At 45.7% G+C, this 16,101-nt stretch carries 14 protein-coding genes and 4 tRNA genes; 6 read left to right on the forward strand and 12 right to left on the reverse strand.

Annotation, left to right across the window (positions count from 1 at the left end):
* The first annotated feature begins 107 nt into the window (after positions 1 to 107).
* From LSG34_RS18555 to LSG34_RS18575, 5 genes are all read left to right on the forward strand, one after another.
* Positions 108 to 1,433: a M16 family metallopeptidase gene (locus tag LSG34_RS18555; protein WP_233010710.1), complete on the forward strand. Its 1,326-nt coding sequence runs from the start codon at positions 108 to 110 to the stop codon at positions 1,431 to 1,433.
* Positions 1,430 to 2,848, forward strand: a complete 1,419-nt coding sequence (locus LSG34_RS18560) for a M16 family metallopeptidase (protein ID WP_233010712.1) — start codon at positions 1,430 to 1,432, stop codon at positions 2,846 to 2,848. The genes LSG34_RS18555 and LSG34_RS18560 overlap by 4 nt, the downstream gene beginning before the upstream one ends.
* Positions 2,849 to 2,920: 72 nt before the next feature.
* Positions 2,921 to 4,126 carry a DUF3142 domain-containing protein gene (locus tag LSG34_RS18565; RefSeq protein WP_233010714.1) on the forward strand — a complete coding sequence of 402 codons (1,206 nt, stop codon included), beginning with the start codon at positions 2,921 to 2,923 and terminating at the stop codon, positions 4,124 to 4,126.
* A gap of 4 nt (positions 4,127 to 4,130) precedes the next feature.
* Positions 4,131 to 6,278 (forward strand): hypothetical protein, encoded by a 2,148-nt coding sequence (locus LSG34_RS18570; RefSeq protein WP_233010716.1) that lies wholly within the window; start codon positions 4,131 to 4,133, stop codon positions 6,276 to 6,278.
* Between the two features lie 124 nt (positions 6,279 to 6,402).
* Positions 6,403 to 7,911 (forward strand): glycoside hydrolase family 43 protein, encoded by a 1,509-nt coding sequence (locus LSG34_RS18575; protein ID WP_269822969.1) that lies wholly within the window; start codon positions 6,403 to 6,405, stop codon positions 7,909 to 7,911.
* A 61-nt stretch (positions 7,912 to 7,972) separates the two neighbouring features.
* On the opposite strand, the gene LSG34_RS18580 is transcribed toward LSG34_RS18575, so the two are convergent.
* The 4 genes from LSG34_RS18580 to LSG34_RS18595 all read right to left on the reverse strand — a co-directional run bounded on the left by LSG34_RS18580 (position 7,973) and on the right by LSG34_RS18595 (position 8,393).
* A tRNA-Gln gene (locus LSG34_RS18580) sits at positions 7,973 to 8,047 on the reverse strand.
* Positions 8,048 to 8,106: 59 nt separating this feature from the next.
* Positions 8,107 to 8,181: transfer RNA gene (locus LSG34_RS18585), tRNA-Gln, on the reverse strand.
* Positions 8,182 to 8,208: 27 nt separating this feature from the next.
* Positions 8,209 to 8,293 (reverse strand) — tRNA-Leu (locus LSG34_RS18590).
* Between the two features lie 23 nt (positions 8,294 to 8,316).
* Positions 8,317 to 8,393 (reverse strand) — tRNA-Met (locus LSG34_RS18595).
* 254 nt (positions 8,394 to 8,647) lie between these two features.
* Between LSG34_RS18595 and LSG34_RS18600 the strand changes: the two genes are divergently transcribed.
* A complete protein-coding gene (locus tag LSG34_RS18600; RefSeq protein WP_233010718.1) occupies positions 8,648 to 10,195 on the forward strand; it encodes a POT-type proton-dependent oligopeptide transporter in 1,548 nt (515 codons plus the stop codon).
* An 89-nt stretch (positions 10,196 to 10,284) separates the two neighbouring features.
* Here the strand turns inward: LSG34_RS18600 and LSG34_RS18605 are convergent, their stop codons facing one another.
* The 8 genes from LSG34_RS18605 to ychF form a co-directional block, all read right to left on the reverse strand.
* Positions 10,285 to 10,974, reverse strand: coding sequence for an RES family NAD+ phosphorylase (locus LSG34_RS18605; protein WP_233010720.1), 690 nt, complete (start codon positions 10,972 to 10,974; stop codon positions 10,285 to 10,287).
* Entirely contained in the window at positions 10,958 to 11,347 is a 390-nt protein-coding gene (locus LSG34_RS18610) for an MbcA/ParS/Xre antitoxin family protein (RefSeq protein ID WP_233010722.1), read from the reverse strand. Before LSG34_RS18610 ends, LSG34_RS18605 begins: the two co-directional genes overlap by 17 nt.
* 138 nt (positions 11,348 to 11,485) lie before the next feature.
* Positions 11,486 to 12,118, reverse strand: a complete 633-nt coding sequence (locus LSG34_RS18615; RefSeq protein ID WP_233010725.1) for a DUF6058 family natural product biosynthesis protein — start codon at positions 12,116 to 12,118, stop codon at positions 11,486 to 11,488.
* A gap of 221 nt (positions 12,119 to 12,339) precedes the next feature.
* A complete protein-coding gene (locus tag LSG34_RS18620; RefSeq protein WP_233010727.1) occupies positions 12,340 to 12,774 on the reverse strand; it encodes a hypothetical protein in 435 nt (144 codons plus the stop codon).
* Positions 12,775 to 12,954: 180 nt separating this feature from the next.
* Positions 12,955 to 13,446, reverse strand: a complete 492-nt coding sequence (locus LSG34_RS18625) for a hypothetical protein (protein ID WP_233010730.1) — start codon at positions 13,444 to 13,446, stop codon at positions 12,955 to 12,957.
* Positions 13,447 to 13,534: 88 nt separating this feature from the next.
* Positions 13,535 to 14,347 carry a hypothetical protein gene (locus LSG34_RS18630; RefSeq protein ID WP_233010731.1) on the reverse strand — a complete coding sequence of 271 codons (813 nt, stop codon included), beginning with the start codon at positions 14,345 to 14,347 and terminating at the stop codon, positions 13,535 to 13,537.
* 138 nt (positions 14,348 to 14,485) lie between these two features.
* Complete coding sequence (locus LSG34_RS18635) at positions 14,486 to 14,695, reverse strand: hypothetical protein (RefSeq protein WP_233010733.1); 210 nt, start codon at positions 14,693 to 14,695, stop codon at positions 14,486 to 14,488.
* Positions 14,696 to 14,942: 247 nt separating this feature from the next.
* Positions 14,943 to 16,034 carry a redox-regulated ATPase YchF gene (gene ychF / locus LSG34_RS18640; protein WP_233010743.1) on the reverse strand — a complete coding sequence of 364 codons (1,092 nt, stop codon included), beginning with the start codon at positions 16,032 to 16,034 and terminating at the stop codon, positions 14,943 to 14,945.
* Positions 16,035 to 16,101 lie beyond the last annotated feature (67 nt).

Here is a 16,101-nt window from a genome sequence, read left to right on the forward strand (position 1 = left end):
ACCTCTACTGTTCACGCCTTGTAACAATTTTGTTGCAGGGCGTTTTTGTTTTTCGTTTAGTCTTAACCTTTTGTAATTCTCTTTCAGAAAAAGGGCAGGGAGAAGGTATGAGGTTAAAACATTCAGCTTTGGCGCTGATGCTCGGACTGGTGTTCAGTTCTGCACAAGCAACAGAAGCCAAAGATATTCAAAGTTTTACGCTTAAAAATGGTATGAAAATTCTGGTGCTGGAAGATGCGTCTATTCCCAATGCCAACAGTTATTTATTCTGGAAAGTAGGTTCACGCAACGAATACCCAGGCATTACAGGCATCTCCCATTTCTTTGAACATATGATGTTTAACGGCGCGAAAAAGTACGGTCCAAAGATGTTTGACCGCACTATGGAAGCTGCTGGTGGCGCTAACAATGCCTACACCACTGAAGATTTAACTGTTTATACCAACTGGTTCCCTGCCAATGCGTTGGAGACTATTTTTGATTTAGAAGCCGACCGTATAGGCCATTTGGATATCAATGCCAAAATGGTTGAAAGCGAACGAGGCGTAGTGGCTTCTGAACGTACTACTGGTCTTGAAAACTCCAACTTTCGGACTATTCAGGAAGAAATGAAAGGCGTAGCTTTTCACGCTCATCCCTACAGCTGGTCTGTGATTGGGCATGAGTCGGACATCAAAGCCTGGACTTTGGATGACTTAAAGCGTTATCACAAAACCTATTACGCGCCAAACAACGCAGTGATGGTTGTAACAGGGGATGTAAAACTCTCTGAAGTAAAAAAGCTGGCAGAGCAGTATCTGGAGCCTATTCCGGCTCAGCCTAAACCCGACGCTGTGCGCACAGTCGAGCCAGAGCAAAAAGGCGAACGTCGTGTTTATGTGCAAAAAGCCTCAGTCACCAGCCCTAACTTGCTGTTAGGTTTTCATATTCCGGCTAGCTCCAGCCCGGATTATTATGCACTGGATTTACTGAACTCCATTTTAGGTGAAGGTAACAGCTCACGTTTGTATCAGGGCCTGGTCGACAAAGAACTGGCCGTGGATGTGTTTAGCTATTTGCCTATGTCCTTTGACCCAAACCTGTTTTATCTGATGGCTGTCGCCAATCCTGGTGTTAAAGCTGCGGATCTCGAGACAGCGCTGATTGGCGTTGTTAATAAAGTCGCCAAAGAAGGTGTAACTCAAGCTGAGCTTGAAAAAGCCAAAAACCAAAAGCTGATGCAGTTCTACCGTGAAATGGAAACCATCAATGGTAAAGCCGATATTATCGGCACCTACGAGCTGTATTTTGGCAGCTATCAGAAGTTGTTTGATGCACCGAAAAACTATCAAAAAGTCACCCCTGCTGATATTCAGCGGGTGGCACAAAGTTACCTGAAAAAATCCAACCGCACTGTTGCTGTGCTGGACTCTGCTGAGGATAAAGATCTATGAGCTATTTCACTAAAACTCCCAAAGCGGCGGCGCTGGTTTTAATCAGCTCTTTTGTTTTTGCCTTGCCGGTTATGGCAGAGCAAACAAAGAGCCAAAGCAGCTTCCAAATGCCAGCTTATGAACAATTGAAGCTGGATAATGGCCTGACCGTCTTTTTATTGCCCCAACATGAAGTGCCATTAATTACAGTGCAGGCCACAGTACGTGCTGGTGCAGTCAATGACAAAGTTGCTGGTTTATCACAGTTGACCAGTCAGGCTTTATTGTTAGGCGCAGGCGGTAAAACCAAAGCTGAAATTGAACAACTGGTCGACTTTTTAGGCGCCAGTTTAAACAGCAATGGTTCAATGGAAGGTTCCAGTCTACGGGCTGATTTTATGGCCAAAGACGCTGAACAAATGCTGTCTGTGCTGCATATGGTGCTGACTCAACCCGGTTTTGATGTGGCTGAGTTTGATAAGTTAAAAGCCCGCCAAATAGCCGCTGTGGCTCAGGCTAAAGAAAGCCCACGTATGGTGATCGACCAGTACTTTAATAAGCTGGTATTTGAATCTCACCCTTACGGTAACGCTACTTCTGGTACTGCGGAGTCGTTAAAAAGCATCAGCCAGCAGCAAGTGAAAGATTTCCACCAGAGCTTTTATCAGCCTGCTAATACAGCCATCAGCATAGTGGGCGACTTCAAACCTGCAGTGATGAAAGCGCAGCTACAAAAACTCTTTGCCAGTTGGAAAAATGGCGCAGCAGTGACACAACCTGATTTAACTGCTGCTTTACCTCAAACCAGCAAATCCAAAGTGCTGCTGGTGAATAAAGCCGATGCGATAGAAACCACTTTTAGTATTGGTGGTGTAGGTGTTAAGCAAGATAACCCGGATTATGTCGGTATCTCAGTGGTCAATACAGTTTTGGGTGGCCGTTTTACCTCCTGGCTGAATGATGAGCTGCGGGTGAATTCTGGTTTAACTTATGGTGCAGGCTCAGGTTTTGAACGTTATTCTGCCAGCGGCACATTTAGCATCGGCAGTTTTACCAAAACTGAAAGTACCAAAGCAGCCGTGGATTTAGCGCTAAAAACTTATCAGCGCTTATGGGATAAGGGCATAGATCAAGCCACGCTGGACTCCGCCAAAGCTTATGTCAAAGGCCAGTTCCCACCTCGTTTTGAAACCAATACAGCCTTAGCTGGCTTGTTAGGCGATATGTACCTCTATGGTTTTAATCAGGACTTTATCAACAGCTTCCAAAGCAAAGTGGATCAACTGACAGTGGCTGAAAGCAAACGTCTGATCAATAGCTACTTTCCTAAAGAGCAGCTGCAATTTGTGCTGATTGGCAAAGCTGAAACCATTAAAGACATCGCCAAAAGTTATGGTGAAGTCACACAAGTGGAAATCACTGCTGATAGTTTCTAGTCAAAAGCTATGGCCCTGCAGCAATGCAGGGCCTTATACTTAAGCCATAACCTCTATAGATAAGTACTTCGCTTGAAACTTCAGTTCACACTCGTCACTCTATTGTTAAGCCTTTGTGTGTTGGGCTCTTGTATACCACAGCGCAATTCTGCTTTTTCTCAGCATATTTATATCTGGCAGCGGGTCTGGAACTCAGAACATGCGCAAGCTTTGGCCCAAAGCAAAGCTGATTTCAGTGTATTGAGGGTTTTAGCCTTGCAGCTGCATCAGACAAAAACTGGCCCGGTTTGGACTCAGGCTAAGGTTGATTTACCTCTGCTTGCTGCAGATGGACGGGCTGTGCAGCTAGTGGTGCGGCTTGATGGTCAGCTCAAACATTTACCAACAACTGTGTTGCAGCAAAAACTGCTGACGCTGCTGCAATTGTGGCAACAGCAAGGTGTGAAGGTCACTCAACTTGAGTTGGATTATGACTGCGCCAGCAGCCAGCTCGGCGCTTATGCTCTCTGGATAAAACAATTACGTAAGCTTCTGCCCCAGACTCTGGCTGTAAACATCACGGCTTTACCGGACTGGTTAGGCAAGCCGGGTTGGCCTGAGTTACAACAGCAAGCGGATCAACTGACCTTACAGGTCCATTCGGTGATATCGCCCGAACAAGGCCTGTTTCAGACTGAACTAGCCAAAAAATGGACACAACAACTGGCTGCAGAGGCGCAGAAGCCATTTTATATTGCTGTGCCTTCTTATCATTCAGCTTTGCTGAAACAAGAGCAGGGCTGGCTGGTTGAAAGTGAACAAGCATTACAAAGTGAAAGCGAGCGGCAAGAATTATGGCTGGATGCTTTAGCAGTGCAGGGTTTTAGTTTATGGCTGAAACAGCAAGACTGGCCGCTGTTGCAGGGGCTGGCCTGGTTTCGTTTACCTTTGCCATCCGACAAACGCAGCTGGTCTTATTCCCAATTACAGGCGGTCAGCTCGGGTAAAACACTCACTGCTGACTTGAAATTAAGTTTGCGTGGCGAAGCGCCTCACTTTGAACTGGTGGCAGAAAACCATGGTTTTATAGCAGCGCCATTACCAGCCCGGATCAACTTGTCCGGTGTTTTATGTAGCGCTGCGGATGCTGTATCAGGCTACCAGTTCAACTTTTCAAAAGACAAAAATCAGCTGCAGTTTATGTTGTCCAAAGCTGAAACCATGCTGCAACCCCGGCAAACCTTAGTATTGGGCTGGGCATCTTGTCAAAATTTAACCCTTTGGGCATTTAAAGGATGATTTTATGCTGAAATTTAACAAGGCCTTACTGCTTAGCAGCATGATGTTAGCTGGCAGTGTACTGGCCTGTGGACCAGACTTTCCAATGATGCTGAGTTCGGACAGAGCCCAGACTTTTGCTGTGCTGCCTGAACCCGTGTTTTTAGTGGAAATTCAGGCTTTAGCCTCTGCTGTGCCTGATCTTTCTGCGGTATTAGCCAAACCCGGCGCAATTGTATTTGAAGACTCATACGACTATCAGAATGACAAGTGGATTAGCGCCACAGAACAAGCTGAGCAGCAGTTGCTGAGCAGCAACCAGGCAAAGCTAGTCCAGCAGATGAGGCAAAGCAGCACAGTGCAGCAGGCTTTATCTGTGGGTGAAGCTTTACCTGCTGAATTAGGTTTTTATACCGCAGCAGCTGTAGCTTTTGCGCAAAAAGACTATCAGCAGGCCGCTGTCTTGTTTCGTCAATTGCTGGCTTTACCTTTAGAGCAACAGCAGCAAAGACGCAGCTGGGCTTTGTATTCATTAGGAAGGGTTTTGTTACAGCAAAATGTGACAGAACACAGTGCCGAAGTTTCAGCTTTGTATCATCAGTTGCAACAGGAAGTAGCGGCTGGACTTCCTGATCCTCTGCAGCTGGCTGTGGCGAGCTTAGGTGAGCAGGCCAAGCTTGCCAAACAACAAGGTGACTGGGCGGGCGCCATAGGTTTATATGCAGCACAAAGCCGCTGGAGTGAAAGTGGCCGCGCTTCCTTATTGCTATTAAGTAAAGAACTGGCGGCAATGCCGGATCAGCAGTTAATGCCTTTAGTACAAACTCCTGCGGTGGCGGCTTTATTAAGTCGTTACCTGATGACACAGTTCAGTGCTTTAAGTTATTTGCAGCCAGAGCAATTAGAGCGATTGTTGGCGGTGCTAAATCAACTGCCGGACATTCAACTGAAAAATGCCACACCACTTGCCACAGTAGCTTATCAGCAAGGCCAGTTTGCTTTGGTAAAGCAGTTATTGCCTCATCTGGATCAAAGCTCGCAGGCCTGGTGGCTGCAGGCAAAAATGGCTTTAAAAGCAGGGGATACGGCCAAAGCAGCAGAGTTTTACGCCAAGGCCAGCAAAGCTTTTGCGCCATTGGCAAAACAGGCGGAAAAACCAGCAGCGCAACAGGACTATTACAGCAAAGCGTCTATCGACGAATTACAAACACAACAGTACTGCAGGATCCAGGCAGAACAAGGCATTCTGGAATTAAGCCGTGGTGATTATCTGCAGGCCATCTCTTTGCTGACAGCAGCAGGTTCTGAGTATTGGCAGGATACGGCTTATATTGCAGAGCGGGTTTTAACGCTGGGCGAGCTAAAAAGCTTTGTGGCTTTGCATCCTGTAACCACAGTGCCGGAAAAAGCGCAGTGGCATTATTTTAGTGATACAGCAGTCGAAGTTTTATTGCGTCACTTAACTGCCAGACGATTAATGCGTGCCGGCGAATATCAACAGGCACAAGACTATTTTGTTGACCCTGAATTAAAGCAACTGGCAAAGCGTTATCAACAGCATGCAGAAAAGGCGGCAAGCAGCTGGACTGACAATGCTAAAGCTCAGGCCTTATTTGAACAGGCAAAGCTAGCCAGAGAGCATGGCCTGGAGTTGTTAGGTTTTGAACTGGCGCCCGATTATCAGGTGTTTTATGGTCAGTTTGAGCCTTACGAATTTGATGCGAAAACACCGGCTTTGCCTGCAGCAGAGTTACAGCGTTTAAGCAGTTCAGGTTCAACCTACAACAACAGATTCCATTACCGACAACTGGCCTCTGAACTCTCTGCTGAAGCAGCGAAGCTTGTGCCACCAAACAGCCAGGCTTTTGCTGCTACTTTATGTCATTCAACAAAATGGCTGTTAGTACGCCAGCCGGAACTGGCACAAGGTTATTATCAGCAGTATTTGCAACAAGGGCCTTATGTCAGTTGGGGGGCTGAATTCGGTCAGACCTGTCCTGAACCGGATTTTGTCGCGGCTAAACAACGGCAGTACGACAACTGGCAACAGCAATTACGCCAGTCCGTCAGGCCTTTTAAGCTGCCGATTTATGCTGCCGCTGTACTGGCGCTATTGGGGCTGGGTTATCTGTTTTGGCGGCGTAGAACACAAAAGCAGGGCAGGCCTTCATAGCGGCTGTCTGACTTGTGCCATTAAGTTTTATTTGTAATACAATAATATTGAATTATTATTAACTCTGTCTGTTTCAGACGAGCCAGCAGCATAGCTGGCCTATCCAATATGACAGGGGATTATGATGACAATAGTAAAGTTTAAAAAAGCGCCTTTATGGCTGGCGCTTAATTTGATTTTGGTATCAGCTTGTGGCGGTTCAAGTGGTTCTGAACCCGCTGTAACACCACCAACTTCGGGTAATCCACCGCCAGTGGTGATACCTCCACCTGTAACGAATGCGCCCACTTTTACTAATGTGTCAGTGCATGACCCGTCCGTGATCAAAGTAGGTTCAGACTTCTATATTTTTGGCTCTCACTTAGCTGCGGCTAAATCTGCCGATTTACAGAACTGGACCTTAGTGGCCGATGGCGTCAATGCTAACAATAAGCTGATGCCTAATGCGGCATCTGAAATCAAAGAAACCTTTGACTGGGCGCAAACGTCCACCCTTTGGGCTGCTGATGTGATTGAAATTGGTGGCAAGTTTTATATGTACTACAACGCCTGCAAAGGCGATTCGCCACGCTCGGCTTTAGGTATTGCAGTGGCAGACTCAGTAGAAGGGCCTTACAAGAACCAACAGCTGTTGCTGAAATCCGGTATGTGGGGCGAACCCAGCGAAGATGGTTCAATTTACGATGCCACGATTCATCCGAACGTCGTAGACCCGGATGTATTTTTTGATAAAGCCGGCCGCTTGTGGATGTTGTATGGCTCTTATTCGGGCGGCTTGTTTATTCTGGAGCTTGATAAAGCAACAGGAGTACCTTTACCGGACCAAGGCTATGGCAAACACCTGATGGGGGGTAACCACAGCCGGATAGAGGGCGGATATGTGCTGTACAGCCCTGACAGCGATTATTATTACCTCTTTGTATCTTTTGGTGGCCTGGATGCCAATGGTGGCTACAACATACGTGTAGCGCGATCCAGTAATCCTGAAGGCCCTTATTTTGATGCACTTGGCAATTCAATGGCTGACGTAAAATCCAACCCGGCTTTGCCTTTGTTTGATGACGCCAGCATAGCGCCTTATGCCGAAAAATTAATGGGTAACTTTCTGTTTGAGCGCCAAAGCAGCGAGGCCGGCACTGGCATTGGTACTGGTTATGTCTCGCCTGGTCATAACTCGGCTTATTACGATGAAAGCTCAGGTCAGTACTTTCTGATGTTCCATACCCGCTTTCCACAGCAAGGGGAGCAGCATCAGGTGCGGGTGCATCAGATGTTTATCAACAAAAATGGCTGGCCAGTGGTAGCGCCGCACAGGTATGCCGCCAACACTGACAAAACAGTAACGGCAGAGCAGTTAGCTGGCAGCTACAAGCTGATTGAGCATGGCAAAGATATTTCGGCCGACATTAAAAAGCCGCTCAGTATTAACTTGTTGGCCAATGGCAGTATCAGCGGTGAGAAAACCGGTAGCTGGGTGTATGGAGTCAATCAGCAGATCAGTATTCAGCTGGATGGCAGTGGCAGTTATGAAGGAGTGGTATCACGGCAGTGGCATGAAACACCAGCCAAATGGACTGTGACTTTTAGTGCGTTATCCACTGAAGGCAAAACAGTTTGGGGTTCGCAGAACTAGCCAATAGTAGAACTGAAACAACAGAAAAGAAAAAACCCAGCCGAAGCTGGGTTCCAATTTATGGCAGGGGTACAGGGATTCGAACCCCAGAATGGCGGGATCAAAACCCGCTGCCTTACCGCTTGGCTATACCCCTGCAGAACTGTTGTAGCTAAAATTGTGTAATTTGATGATTACACTGCCACTTCAATTAAATGGCAGGGGTACAGGGATTCGAACCCCAGAATGGCGGGATCAAAACCCGCTGCCTTACCGCTTGGCTATACCCCTGCAGAAACTGCAGAATTCTTACTTGCTTGGTGCGGAAAGAGAGACTCGAACTCTCACGCCTCGCGGCGCTGGAACCTAAATCCAGTGCGTCTACCAATTTCGCCATTTCCGCAAACACTGGACGAACAAATTAAGTGGTGGCTACAGCGGGAATCGAACCTGCGACCCCAGCATTATGAGTGCTGTGCTCTAACCAGCTGAGCTATGTAGCCACTATGTCTTAGTTGTCCTAAGCAAGTGGCGCGTATTATGCTCACCAGACTTTTTTGCGTCAACCGTTTTTTTACCACATCTTTATCTATTCGGTTTGTTTGCTGGTTTTCTATGCAAGTTGATGTCAACACAGCCAGTTTTTTCGCTTTTTCTGCTCGCTGCTTGGGCATATACGGCTGATGGGGTAGTATCGGTTTGTACTTAAAACTAAAAAATAAGCGGCTTTTGTACAGAGCAAGCCAGAGGAAAACCAATGTCCACAGATGTAAAACAGGCCCGTTGGCCACGACAAATCCCCTACATTATTGCCAGTGAAGCTTGTGAGCGTTTCAGCTTCTACGGTATGCGCAATATTTTAACGCCTTTTTTAATGACGGCTTTGTTACTTGCTGTGCCTGAGCATTTAAGAGCAGGTGAAGCCAAGGACGTATTTCACTCTTTTGTGATAGGCGTGTATTTTTTCCCTTTATTAGGCGGCTGGTTAGCTGACCGTTATCTTGGTAAATACAACACTATTTTATGGCTGAGCATTGTGTATGTGATTGGTCATTTGTTTTTGGCCCTGTTCGAAACCAGTAAGGAAGGCTTTTACACCGGGCTATTTTTGATAGCGCTGGGCTCGGGCGGCATTAAACCCTTAGTTTCGGCCTTTATGGGCGATCAGTTTGACCAGAGTAATAAAAAGCTTGCCCAAAAAGCCTTTGATATCTTCTATTTCACTATTAACTTCGGCTCCTTTTTCGCCTCCTTATTAATGCCACTGACACTGAAGTACTTTGGTGCTGCCGTTGCTTTTGGTATTCCAGGCGTGCTGATGGCATTAGCTACTTTGTTTTTCTGGTTAGGCCGCAAACGTTATGTGCATATAGCGCCAGAACCTAAAGACCCACATAGTTTTTTAAAAGTAGTGAAAACTGCCTTATTCTCCAAAGAATCGGGCAAAGCCAATGGCGGATTTTATCTGGCTTTAGTAGGTTTTGCGTTAGCGTTGTTTAGCTTAAGCCAAACCCCAACTTTAGGTTTTGTCGCAGCCTTTTGTTTAGCTTTAGTGCTGGTGATGGGCTTTGGTGGTGCTGGCGCAGCTATTCAGTTGGAAAGAGCACGAGGTGTGCACCCTGATATAGCCGTAGATGGGGTGCGTTCAGTACTGCGTATTCTGATCCTGTTTGCACTGGTGACGCCTTTCTGGTCTTTGTTTGATCAAAAAGCCTCGACCTGGATTTTACAGGCCAATGACATGAGCAAACCAGAATGGTTTGAACCCGCCATGATGCAGGCATTAAACCCGCTGCTGGTGATGCTGCTGATCCCTTTTAACCATATAGTCTTGTATCCGCTTCTGGAGCGTTGTGGTGTGCGTATTACCGCATTACGCCGTATGGGCGCTGGTATTGCCTTTGCCGGTTTAAGCTGGATTGTGATTGGTTCAGTACAACTGGCGATGGACGGTGGCACTGTGATGTCTATTGTCTGGCAGGTGCTGCCTTATGCACTGCTGACTTTTGGCGAAGTACTGGTATCGGCCACAGGTTTAGAGTTTGCCTACAGCCAGGCACCAGCTGCGATGAAAGGTACCATCACCAGCTTTTGGCAGTTGTCGGTAACAGTGGGTAACTTATGGGTTTTGTTGGCGAATAACAGTATTCGAAGTGAAACAGTGTTGTCGCATGTAGCCTCCACAGGCTTGTCGCAAACCGCATTTTTAATGTTCTTCTTTGCCGGTTTTGCGTTGTTGGCTGCTGCTGTTTTTGCCTTGTATGCACGTAGTTATACTATGTTGGATAACTATAGGGCTGTGTAATAGAGCGGCGGCTTAAGCTTTTTTCTCTGATATAAAACAAACCCGGATTTTAATGCCGGGTTTGTTTTTGCAGTGATCCGACCCAACAGCTAAGACAGTTTTACCAGACTGACCTCAAGTACATGTTCAATCTTTTGTTTTTTGCCGCTCCAGACGTATTTGTAGTGTCCGGCCTGAACAGGGATGCTGACAGCCTTAGGCTTAAAGGCTGCAATACATTGCCCACCTGAGTGCCGAACACTGTTGTATACCAAGCCATTGCTGCCTGAAGCACGCAATGTTTTTGCGAAAAGTTGTGGCGCTGCATAATCATTGCTGTGTAGACCGTCAAATTCAGCACCGCGGATATCGTGCAAAGGCAAAACTACTGTATTGATATAGCAGCGCATCGTCAGTTCGGTATCTGGTTCATGGGTTGCGGCTAAAAATTGCTCCCGGTGATAGATAGTTTCTGCAAAGGCTGTGGCTAAGCTATTTGCAGCGTAATACACACCATAAGCTGTGCCATCGCTGAATCGGGTTGCGGTTCTGATATGAGTAAAAGCTGCCATCACAGGAGAGCTACCAGGGCCGGAAATTCGATCTTCTAAAGGCACCAGCGCCAAATCACCAGCTTGCTGACGCAGCCTGTCATTGGTAAGCGACTCCAGCGCAAATACGATGTCCAGCTCTGCTGGGCTCGCGACCTCTTCAAACAAGTTGATGGGCGGGAAGTGACTGGGAACCAGCCGGTATAACTTTTCCCAGTCAGGCAGGCAGGTCTTAACCTCGTTGTGCATCAAGATACCTGCGCATATCACTTAAATGCATCACGCTGCCTTTAAGCATAAAATCCAAAGCCGTTTCATTGTTAAAGGCTGCATTGGGTTTCTGTGGCCAGGCGTCGGCTTGCTCGCGGCTGGCAAATAAAATACCCAGAGCTTTGTAAATCCCCATGACGTAGGAGATCCGTTCCAATGTGTCGGGCGACAAACTGGCTATTTTGCCTTTTTTCCAATTGTAAAAAGTGGATTCAGCAGGTTTACCCAGCAATACCATTTGGTCTTTGGCTTTCACCTGCCAGGCATTCATGATGTTAAAAAACACGCTAAGCGCAACCTGAGCCGTTTTCTCTGGATCTTGTTGTAATACCGCCTGTGTATTTGCCGACATCATGGCTCTCCGCTATTTCTTTGGTAAAAGAATACTTCATAATTGGAGTTTATTCAATTTTTGCTGTTATTTTGCAGTGTTTATCGTGCGTGATTGAGCGCATGGAACTCGGCTGTCTGGGGGCGATTTTCAGAAAGGTCAGGCTTTGGCAACTGCAGGACGCAAATCATCGACCAGACGCTTTCTGCTACTGCGCTCGTACTCAGCAGGTGAAAACGGCATGCTGGATAGGGCGTAGTCGTCAATAAGTTGTAGAAGCTCACTGTTGCTGATGCCTGCTGGTGACGGATTGCTGCCATTTTCTGTGAGCTCTGCCAGTTTATGCTGCAGTACTTCCTTTCGGGCTATGTTGGTTCCGCTGGATGGATCGGCAATACAAAGGCCAAAGGTGCCATTCAAAAAGTAGGGTAGGAAATCCTGGATCTTTTTTCCAATAATTTCAGGCTCTTTGAAGTAGTCCTGCAAGCCAAGCTCCAGCTGATGGCTTAATACTGAGAACACTGCATCACGCTCTTTGCCCGGCGCGGCTTGATCTGCAATTTTGACCCATCTGCTGCATTCGGGACGAAAAAAATCGCCATAAATAGATTCTTCAATCTCAATAACCCCAAAAACAGCAGAGCCTATGGTGTTTCCATCGCAGACGTAGGTAGGCTCCGGGACTGCTTTGGCGGCAATCAGCTGATCCAGGCGTTCGATGGTGATGCCAAGAAGTGAAACGAAGGTTGGTTTATCAACGAAGTGTTTTTGCAAATAAGTTTTTAACAACACTGGTTACTCCAAACTATGGGGATCTGGTTTTTCGCCACACATTCTGGCTGTGGTGTTCTGCAAAAATCACTAAGTTTCATATGAGCTTATATGCATACATTCACCAAACTTCGCATCAATAGTACTGAGGTGTAGAGCAATTTGAAACTTAAGATTTACTTCAAAAAAGCTTGGGGCAAGACGCAAGACTTGACCCTGTTTTCCTCTGTTTTCCTCTGTTTTCACTTGGGGCTTTTGTAATACACAACAAACTCACCTTTGTTAACAACCATATAGATGTTTTGCTTGGCAGAAAGAGATTTATATTCTTCGAGATCCGTCGAAAGCATAGCAGGAGTGTCATATGTCACTTTCATGTTGGGTGAACAGTGCTCCAATACTTTGAGAAGCGGTGTCAATACTTGATCTGGAAAGCCTTTATGCTGAATATGCAAAAATGCATTTGTGTTAATTCCGTCAATCGGAAAGTCGAAATTGACCACTTCCACCTTTTGAACAAATGGTAAATTGAGATCGCTGGGGTTAAGTTCGCAATCAAGTGGAAGGGGGACTCTTAGAACGCCATATTGATTTTCTTGGGCGATATCAGTTGCTGGTGAGCATGCTCCTACTAGAAGAGACAAAGCGAGAATTGCCATCGAGTAATTGAAGTTCAACTAAATACCCTCTTAAAAATGCCTAACAATAAATTCTAAGGCTACCTTGCAACCCATTAAAAAGAAACAATCGACAAATAATCAGCTGCCTTAAAAGCGTTTTACCACCTCGAATTTCTGGGCAAGACTTGCCCCCAGTTTGCACTTCTAGCCTGAGGGGATTCTGAGGAGGTTTCTGTATCATTCAAATAGCTTTAGCTTGGATTTCCACCACTCTATGGCCTCGTCTAGTACAGAAAGTGGAGTATTGCCTTCGCCATGTCCCCTTGCTTTAACTAACTCCATCAGCGTCATATTTACACACAGCTCACGCCCATCACTAGTTATAAATTGGTAACCATCAGAAGTCGTAAAAGTTACTGGTTCTTCGGACTCAGAAACTTCAATAGTTAAATCATATTCTTTCAGAATGATGTTGCGCTCTTTCTCAATGAAATCCCTAAAAATAGCGTCTTCAGTTTTCCATTGCTTAAATTGAGAATTAAGAGTATCCCTAAGAGCCGCAGTGAAGTTTTGCGAATCGACTTTATGCAAAACATGACCTACAGCCCTAAGCAAGGTTACACATGAAAACCACAAAATCTTTGCTTGCTGATAATCGCCATTTCCTACAGCGGTTGAAAAGTAGTCTCTGGCTAGAATGCAATCATTAAGTACATCTCTTGCTTTCATTTTTACTTCCCTTCCTGAGAAATGCTTATGGTTAAAAGTGTTATTTTTTTCTGTTCAGAGTGAACAAGGCAAAGTTTTAAACCACTAGTTAACCTAAAGAATTGGTCATATCAATTATTCGGTCTAACCTTTTACGTCTTTCCTCATTCTCTTGGTTAAATTTAATTTTTAAACGGGCTTTGGTCATTCTCGCTGCATCGTAGGCTTCATCACTGAATCTTGTTCCAAGTTGGAGTAAACCTAACCTAATCTCCAGATTCACGGTATTAACGAAAACGTTTTGCATGAAAATGGATTTAGTGACAACGCCTTTAATTTTAAAATTTTCATCATCCTCTTCAGATGGAAACAGACTTTTTTGTAACATCTCAGCATGACGCATTGTCACACTATTAACGTTCAGCACATTTTTCAACACTTCAATGTTTTTGCGATCTAGCCCTTCCATCAGAAATTGCATCGACTCGTCTACCATGCCGTAGATGTAAGGGCGACCTAGTTTATCGGCTATACCATTTACGATGCCATCAATGCCACCGGTGTGGCTCATAGCTACAATTTCTTGTCTTATCCCAAACATGTACATTTCTGCTAGCTCGGGGTTGCTGTCTATTATCTGGAGGCCGAGCTGATAGACTTCGAATGTGCTCGGATGTAGTTGGTGAGATGGTTTTCCATTGGCATCAAAAGACAGCCTGAGCTCATCAGCCAAAAATCGTCTAGTATTTTCGTGTTCAAGCAGGGCTCTGTGTTTTACAAAAAACTCAATGTTTTCAGCATCGGCAAGCTTCATAGGGAAAATAAGTTCGGTGGTATATTCTACAGTCTGTACACCTTCAGTGATGCGACCACATGCTGTTAATAATATTAATGCAATGGCTACCAGTACTTTCCTTGGCATGCTTTTTCCTTAATCATTGCCCTGAGAGATACAGTGCATCTCTGAATATGTTAATTCCACAGGCGTACGTATTGGTATTCTGGATGGGCGAAGCGTCTTATGGCTCAAATTCCGACCCTGTTGATTTTTTCTTTTTTTTCAGGGCATTGTGTTGCACTCTATCTCAGACAAAATCGATTGAATCTCTACCAACTGGTCTAACTGTACTTTGCTATGCGAGTGCTCCTTGGTCCAGTCAAGCTCCTCTTTGATTGCTGATAACTCTAGTTTGATGTCGTTAAGCGTTTCTAACACATTTTCGTTAATAAATACTAAGCGTTCCAGCAAGGCGATGGCTGTATCGTTCATTTCTTACCTCAAATTTTGGTTTATTGATAGCGCGGGCGTTATGAATAACATCCTTACCTAAAAACAATACGTTTTCAACCATTGATGTTTGGTGTGGATCACAAAGCTAGGCTTTAACCGGGTGGCCAAATTATGATCAGATGCTGAGCTATTAATAGATTGGACATGGAACTGTCAGCCTCTGCTAATTCCAACAAAAAACCGGACTAAAAAGTCCGGTTTTCAAAGGTAACGTAAAACCTTAGCGTTAAACGTTAAACAAGAAATGCATGACGTCGCCGTCTTTACAGACGTAGGTTTTACCTTCAACGCGCAGTTTACCTGCTTCTTTGGCACCGGCTTCACCTTTGCAGGCGATAAAGTCGTCGTATGACACCACTTGAGCGCGGATAAAACCACGTTCGAAGTCGGTGTGGATCACGCCTGCTGCTTGTGGTGCTGTGGCGCCAACCGGAATAGTCCAGGCGCGCACTTCTTTTACACCAGCAGTGAAGTAAGTGTGCAGGTTCAGCAGCGAGTAACCACCACGGATCACGCGGTTTAAGCCTGGTTCTTCTAAGCCCATAGACTCTAGGAATTCAGCTTTTTCCTCATCTTCCAGCTCAGCAATTTCAGATTCAATAGCAGCACAGATAGACACCACAATGGCGCCTTCTTTGGCAGCTATGGCTTTTACTACGTCTAAGTGTGGGTTATTTTCAAAACCATCTTCCAGTACGTTAGCTATGTACATAGTAGGTTTGATGGTCAGGAAGTTCATGTACGACACCAGAGCTTTTTCGTCGTCGCTTAATTCCAGCTGACGTAAAGTTAAGCCTTTTTCTAAATGCGCTTTTACTTTTTCCAGCACTTCCATTTCAGCTTTAGCGTCTTTATCACCAGCTTTGGCTTTTTTGCTGACGCGGAAAATAGCTTTGTCGGCGCTGTCCATATCAGACAATACCAGTTCCATATTGATGGTATCGATATCGTCAGCCGGATCAATTTTACCTGCAACGTGGATGATGTTTTCATCATCAAAACAACGTACTACGTGGCCGATTGCGTCGGTTTCACGGATGTTGGCCAGGAATTTGTTACCTAAACCTTCACCTTTAGAAGCGCCTTTCACTAAACCTGCGATATCGACGAATTCCATGGTCGTTGGCAGGATACGTTGTGGTTTTACAATGTCGGCCAGTTGCTGTAAACGCAAATCAGGCACAGGCACCACACCGGTATTTGGTTCGATAGTACAAAACGGGAAGTTAGCCGCTTCAATACCAGCTTTTGTCAGTGCGTTGAACAGAGTGGATTTACCTACGTTTGGTAAACCAACGATGCCACATTTAAAACCCATGGGTGTTTCCTTTGTGCTGTAGACGGCAAAGCCGTGCTGTTTGCGAACCGGACGCGCTTAAACTTTT

The sequence above is a fragment of the Rheinheimera faecalis genome, assembly GCF_021290965.1.
Lineage (GTDB): Bacteria > Pseudomonadota > Gammaproteobacteria > Enterobacterales > Alteromonadaceae > Pararheinheimera > Pararheinheimera faecalis.

Coding starts and splice junctions, on each gene's coding strand:
- LSG34_RS18625 (WP_233010730.1), bottom strand. CDS start 13,446: ATGAAAGCAAGAGATGTACTTAATGATTGCATTCTAGCCAGAGACTAC.
- LSG34_RS18575 (WP_269822969.1), top strand. CDS start 6,403: ATGACAATAGTAAAGTTTAAAAAAGCGCCTTTATGGCTGGCGCTTAAT.
- LSG34_RS18570 (WP_233010716.1), top strand. CDS start 4,131: ATGCTGAAATTTAACAAGGCCTTACTGCTTAGCAGCATGATGTTAGCT.
- LSG34_RS18605 (WP_233010720.1), bottom strand. CDS start 10,974: ATGCACAACGAGGTTAAGACCTGCCTGCCTGACTGGGAAAAGTTATAC.
- ychF (WP_233010743.1), bottom strand. CDS start 16,034: ATGGGTTTTAAATGTGGCATCGTTGGTTTACCAAACGTAGGTAAATCC.
- LSG34_RS18555 (WP_233010710.1), top strand. CDS start 108: ATGAGGTTAAAACATTCAGCTTTGGCGCTGATGCTCGGACTGGTGTTC.
- LSG34_RS18600 (WP_233010718.1), top strand. CDS start 8,648: ATGTCCACAGATGTAAAACAGGCCCGTTGGCCACGACAAATCCCCTAC.
- LSG34_RS18560 (WP_233010712.1), top strand. CDS start 1,430: ATGAGCTATTTCACTAAAACTCCCAAAGCGGCGGCGCTGGTTTTAATC.
- LSG34_RS18630 (WP_233010731.1), bottom strand. CDS start 14,347: ATGCCAAGGAAAGTACTGGTAGCCATTGCATTAATATTATTAACAGCA.
- LSG34_RS18610 (WP_233010722.1), bottom strand. CDS start 11,347: ATGTCGGCAAATACACAGGCGGTATTACAACAAGATCCAGAGAAAACG.
- LSG34_RS18635 (WP_233010733.1), bottom strand. CDS start 14,695: ATGAACGATACAGCCATCGCCTTGCTGGAACGCTTAGTATTTATTAAC.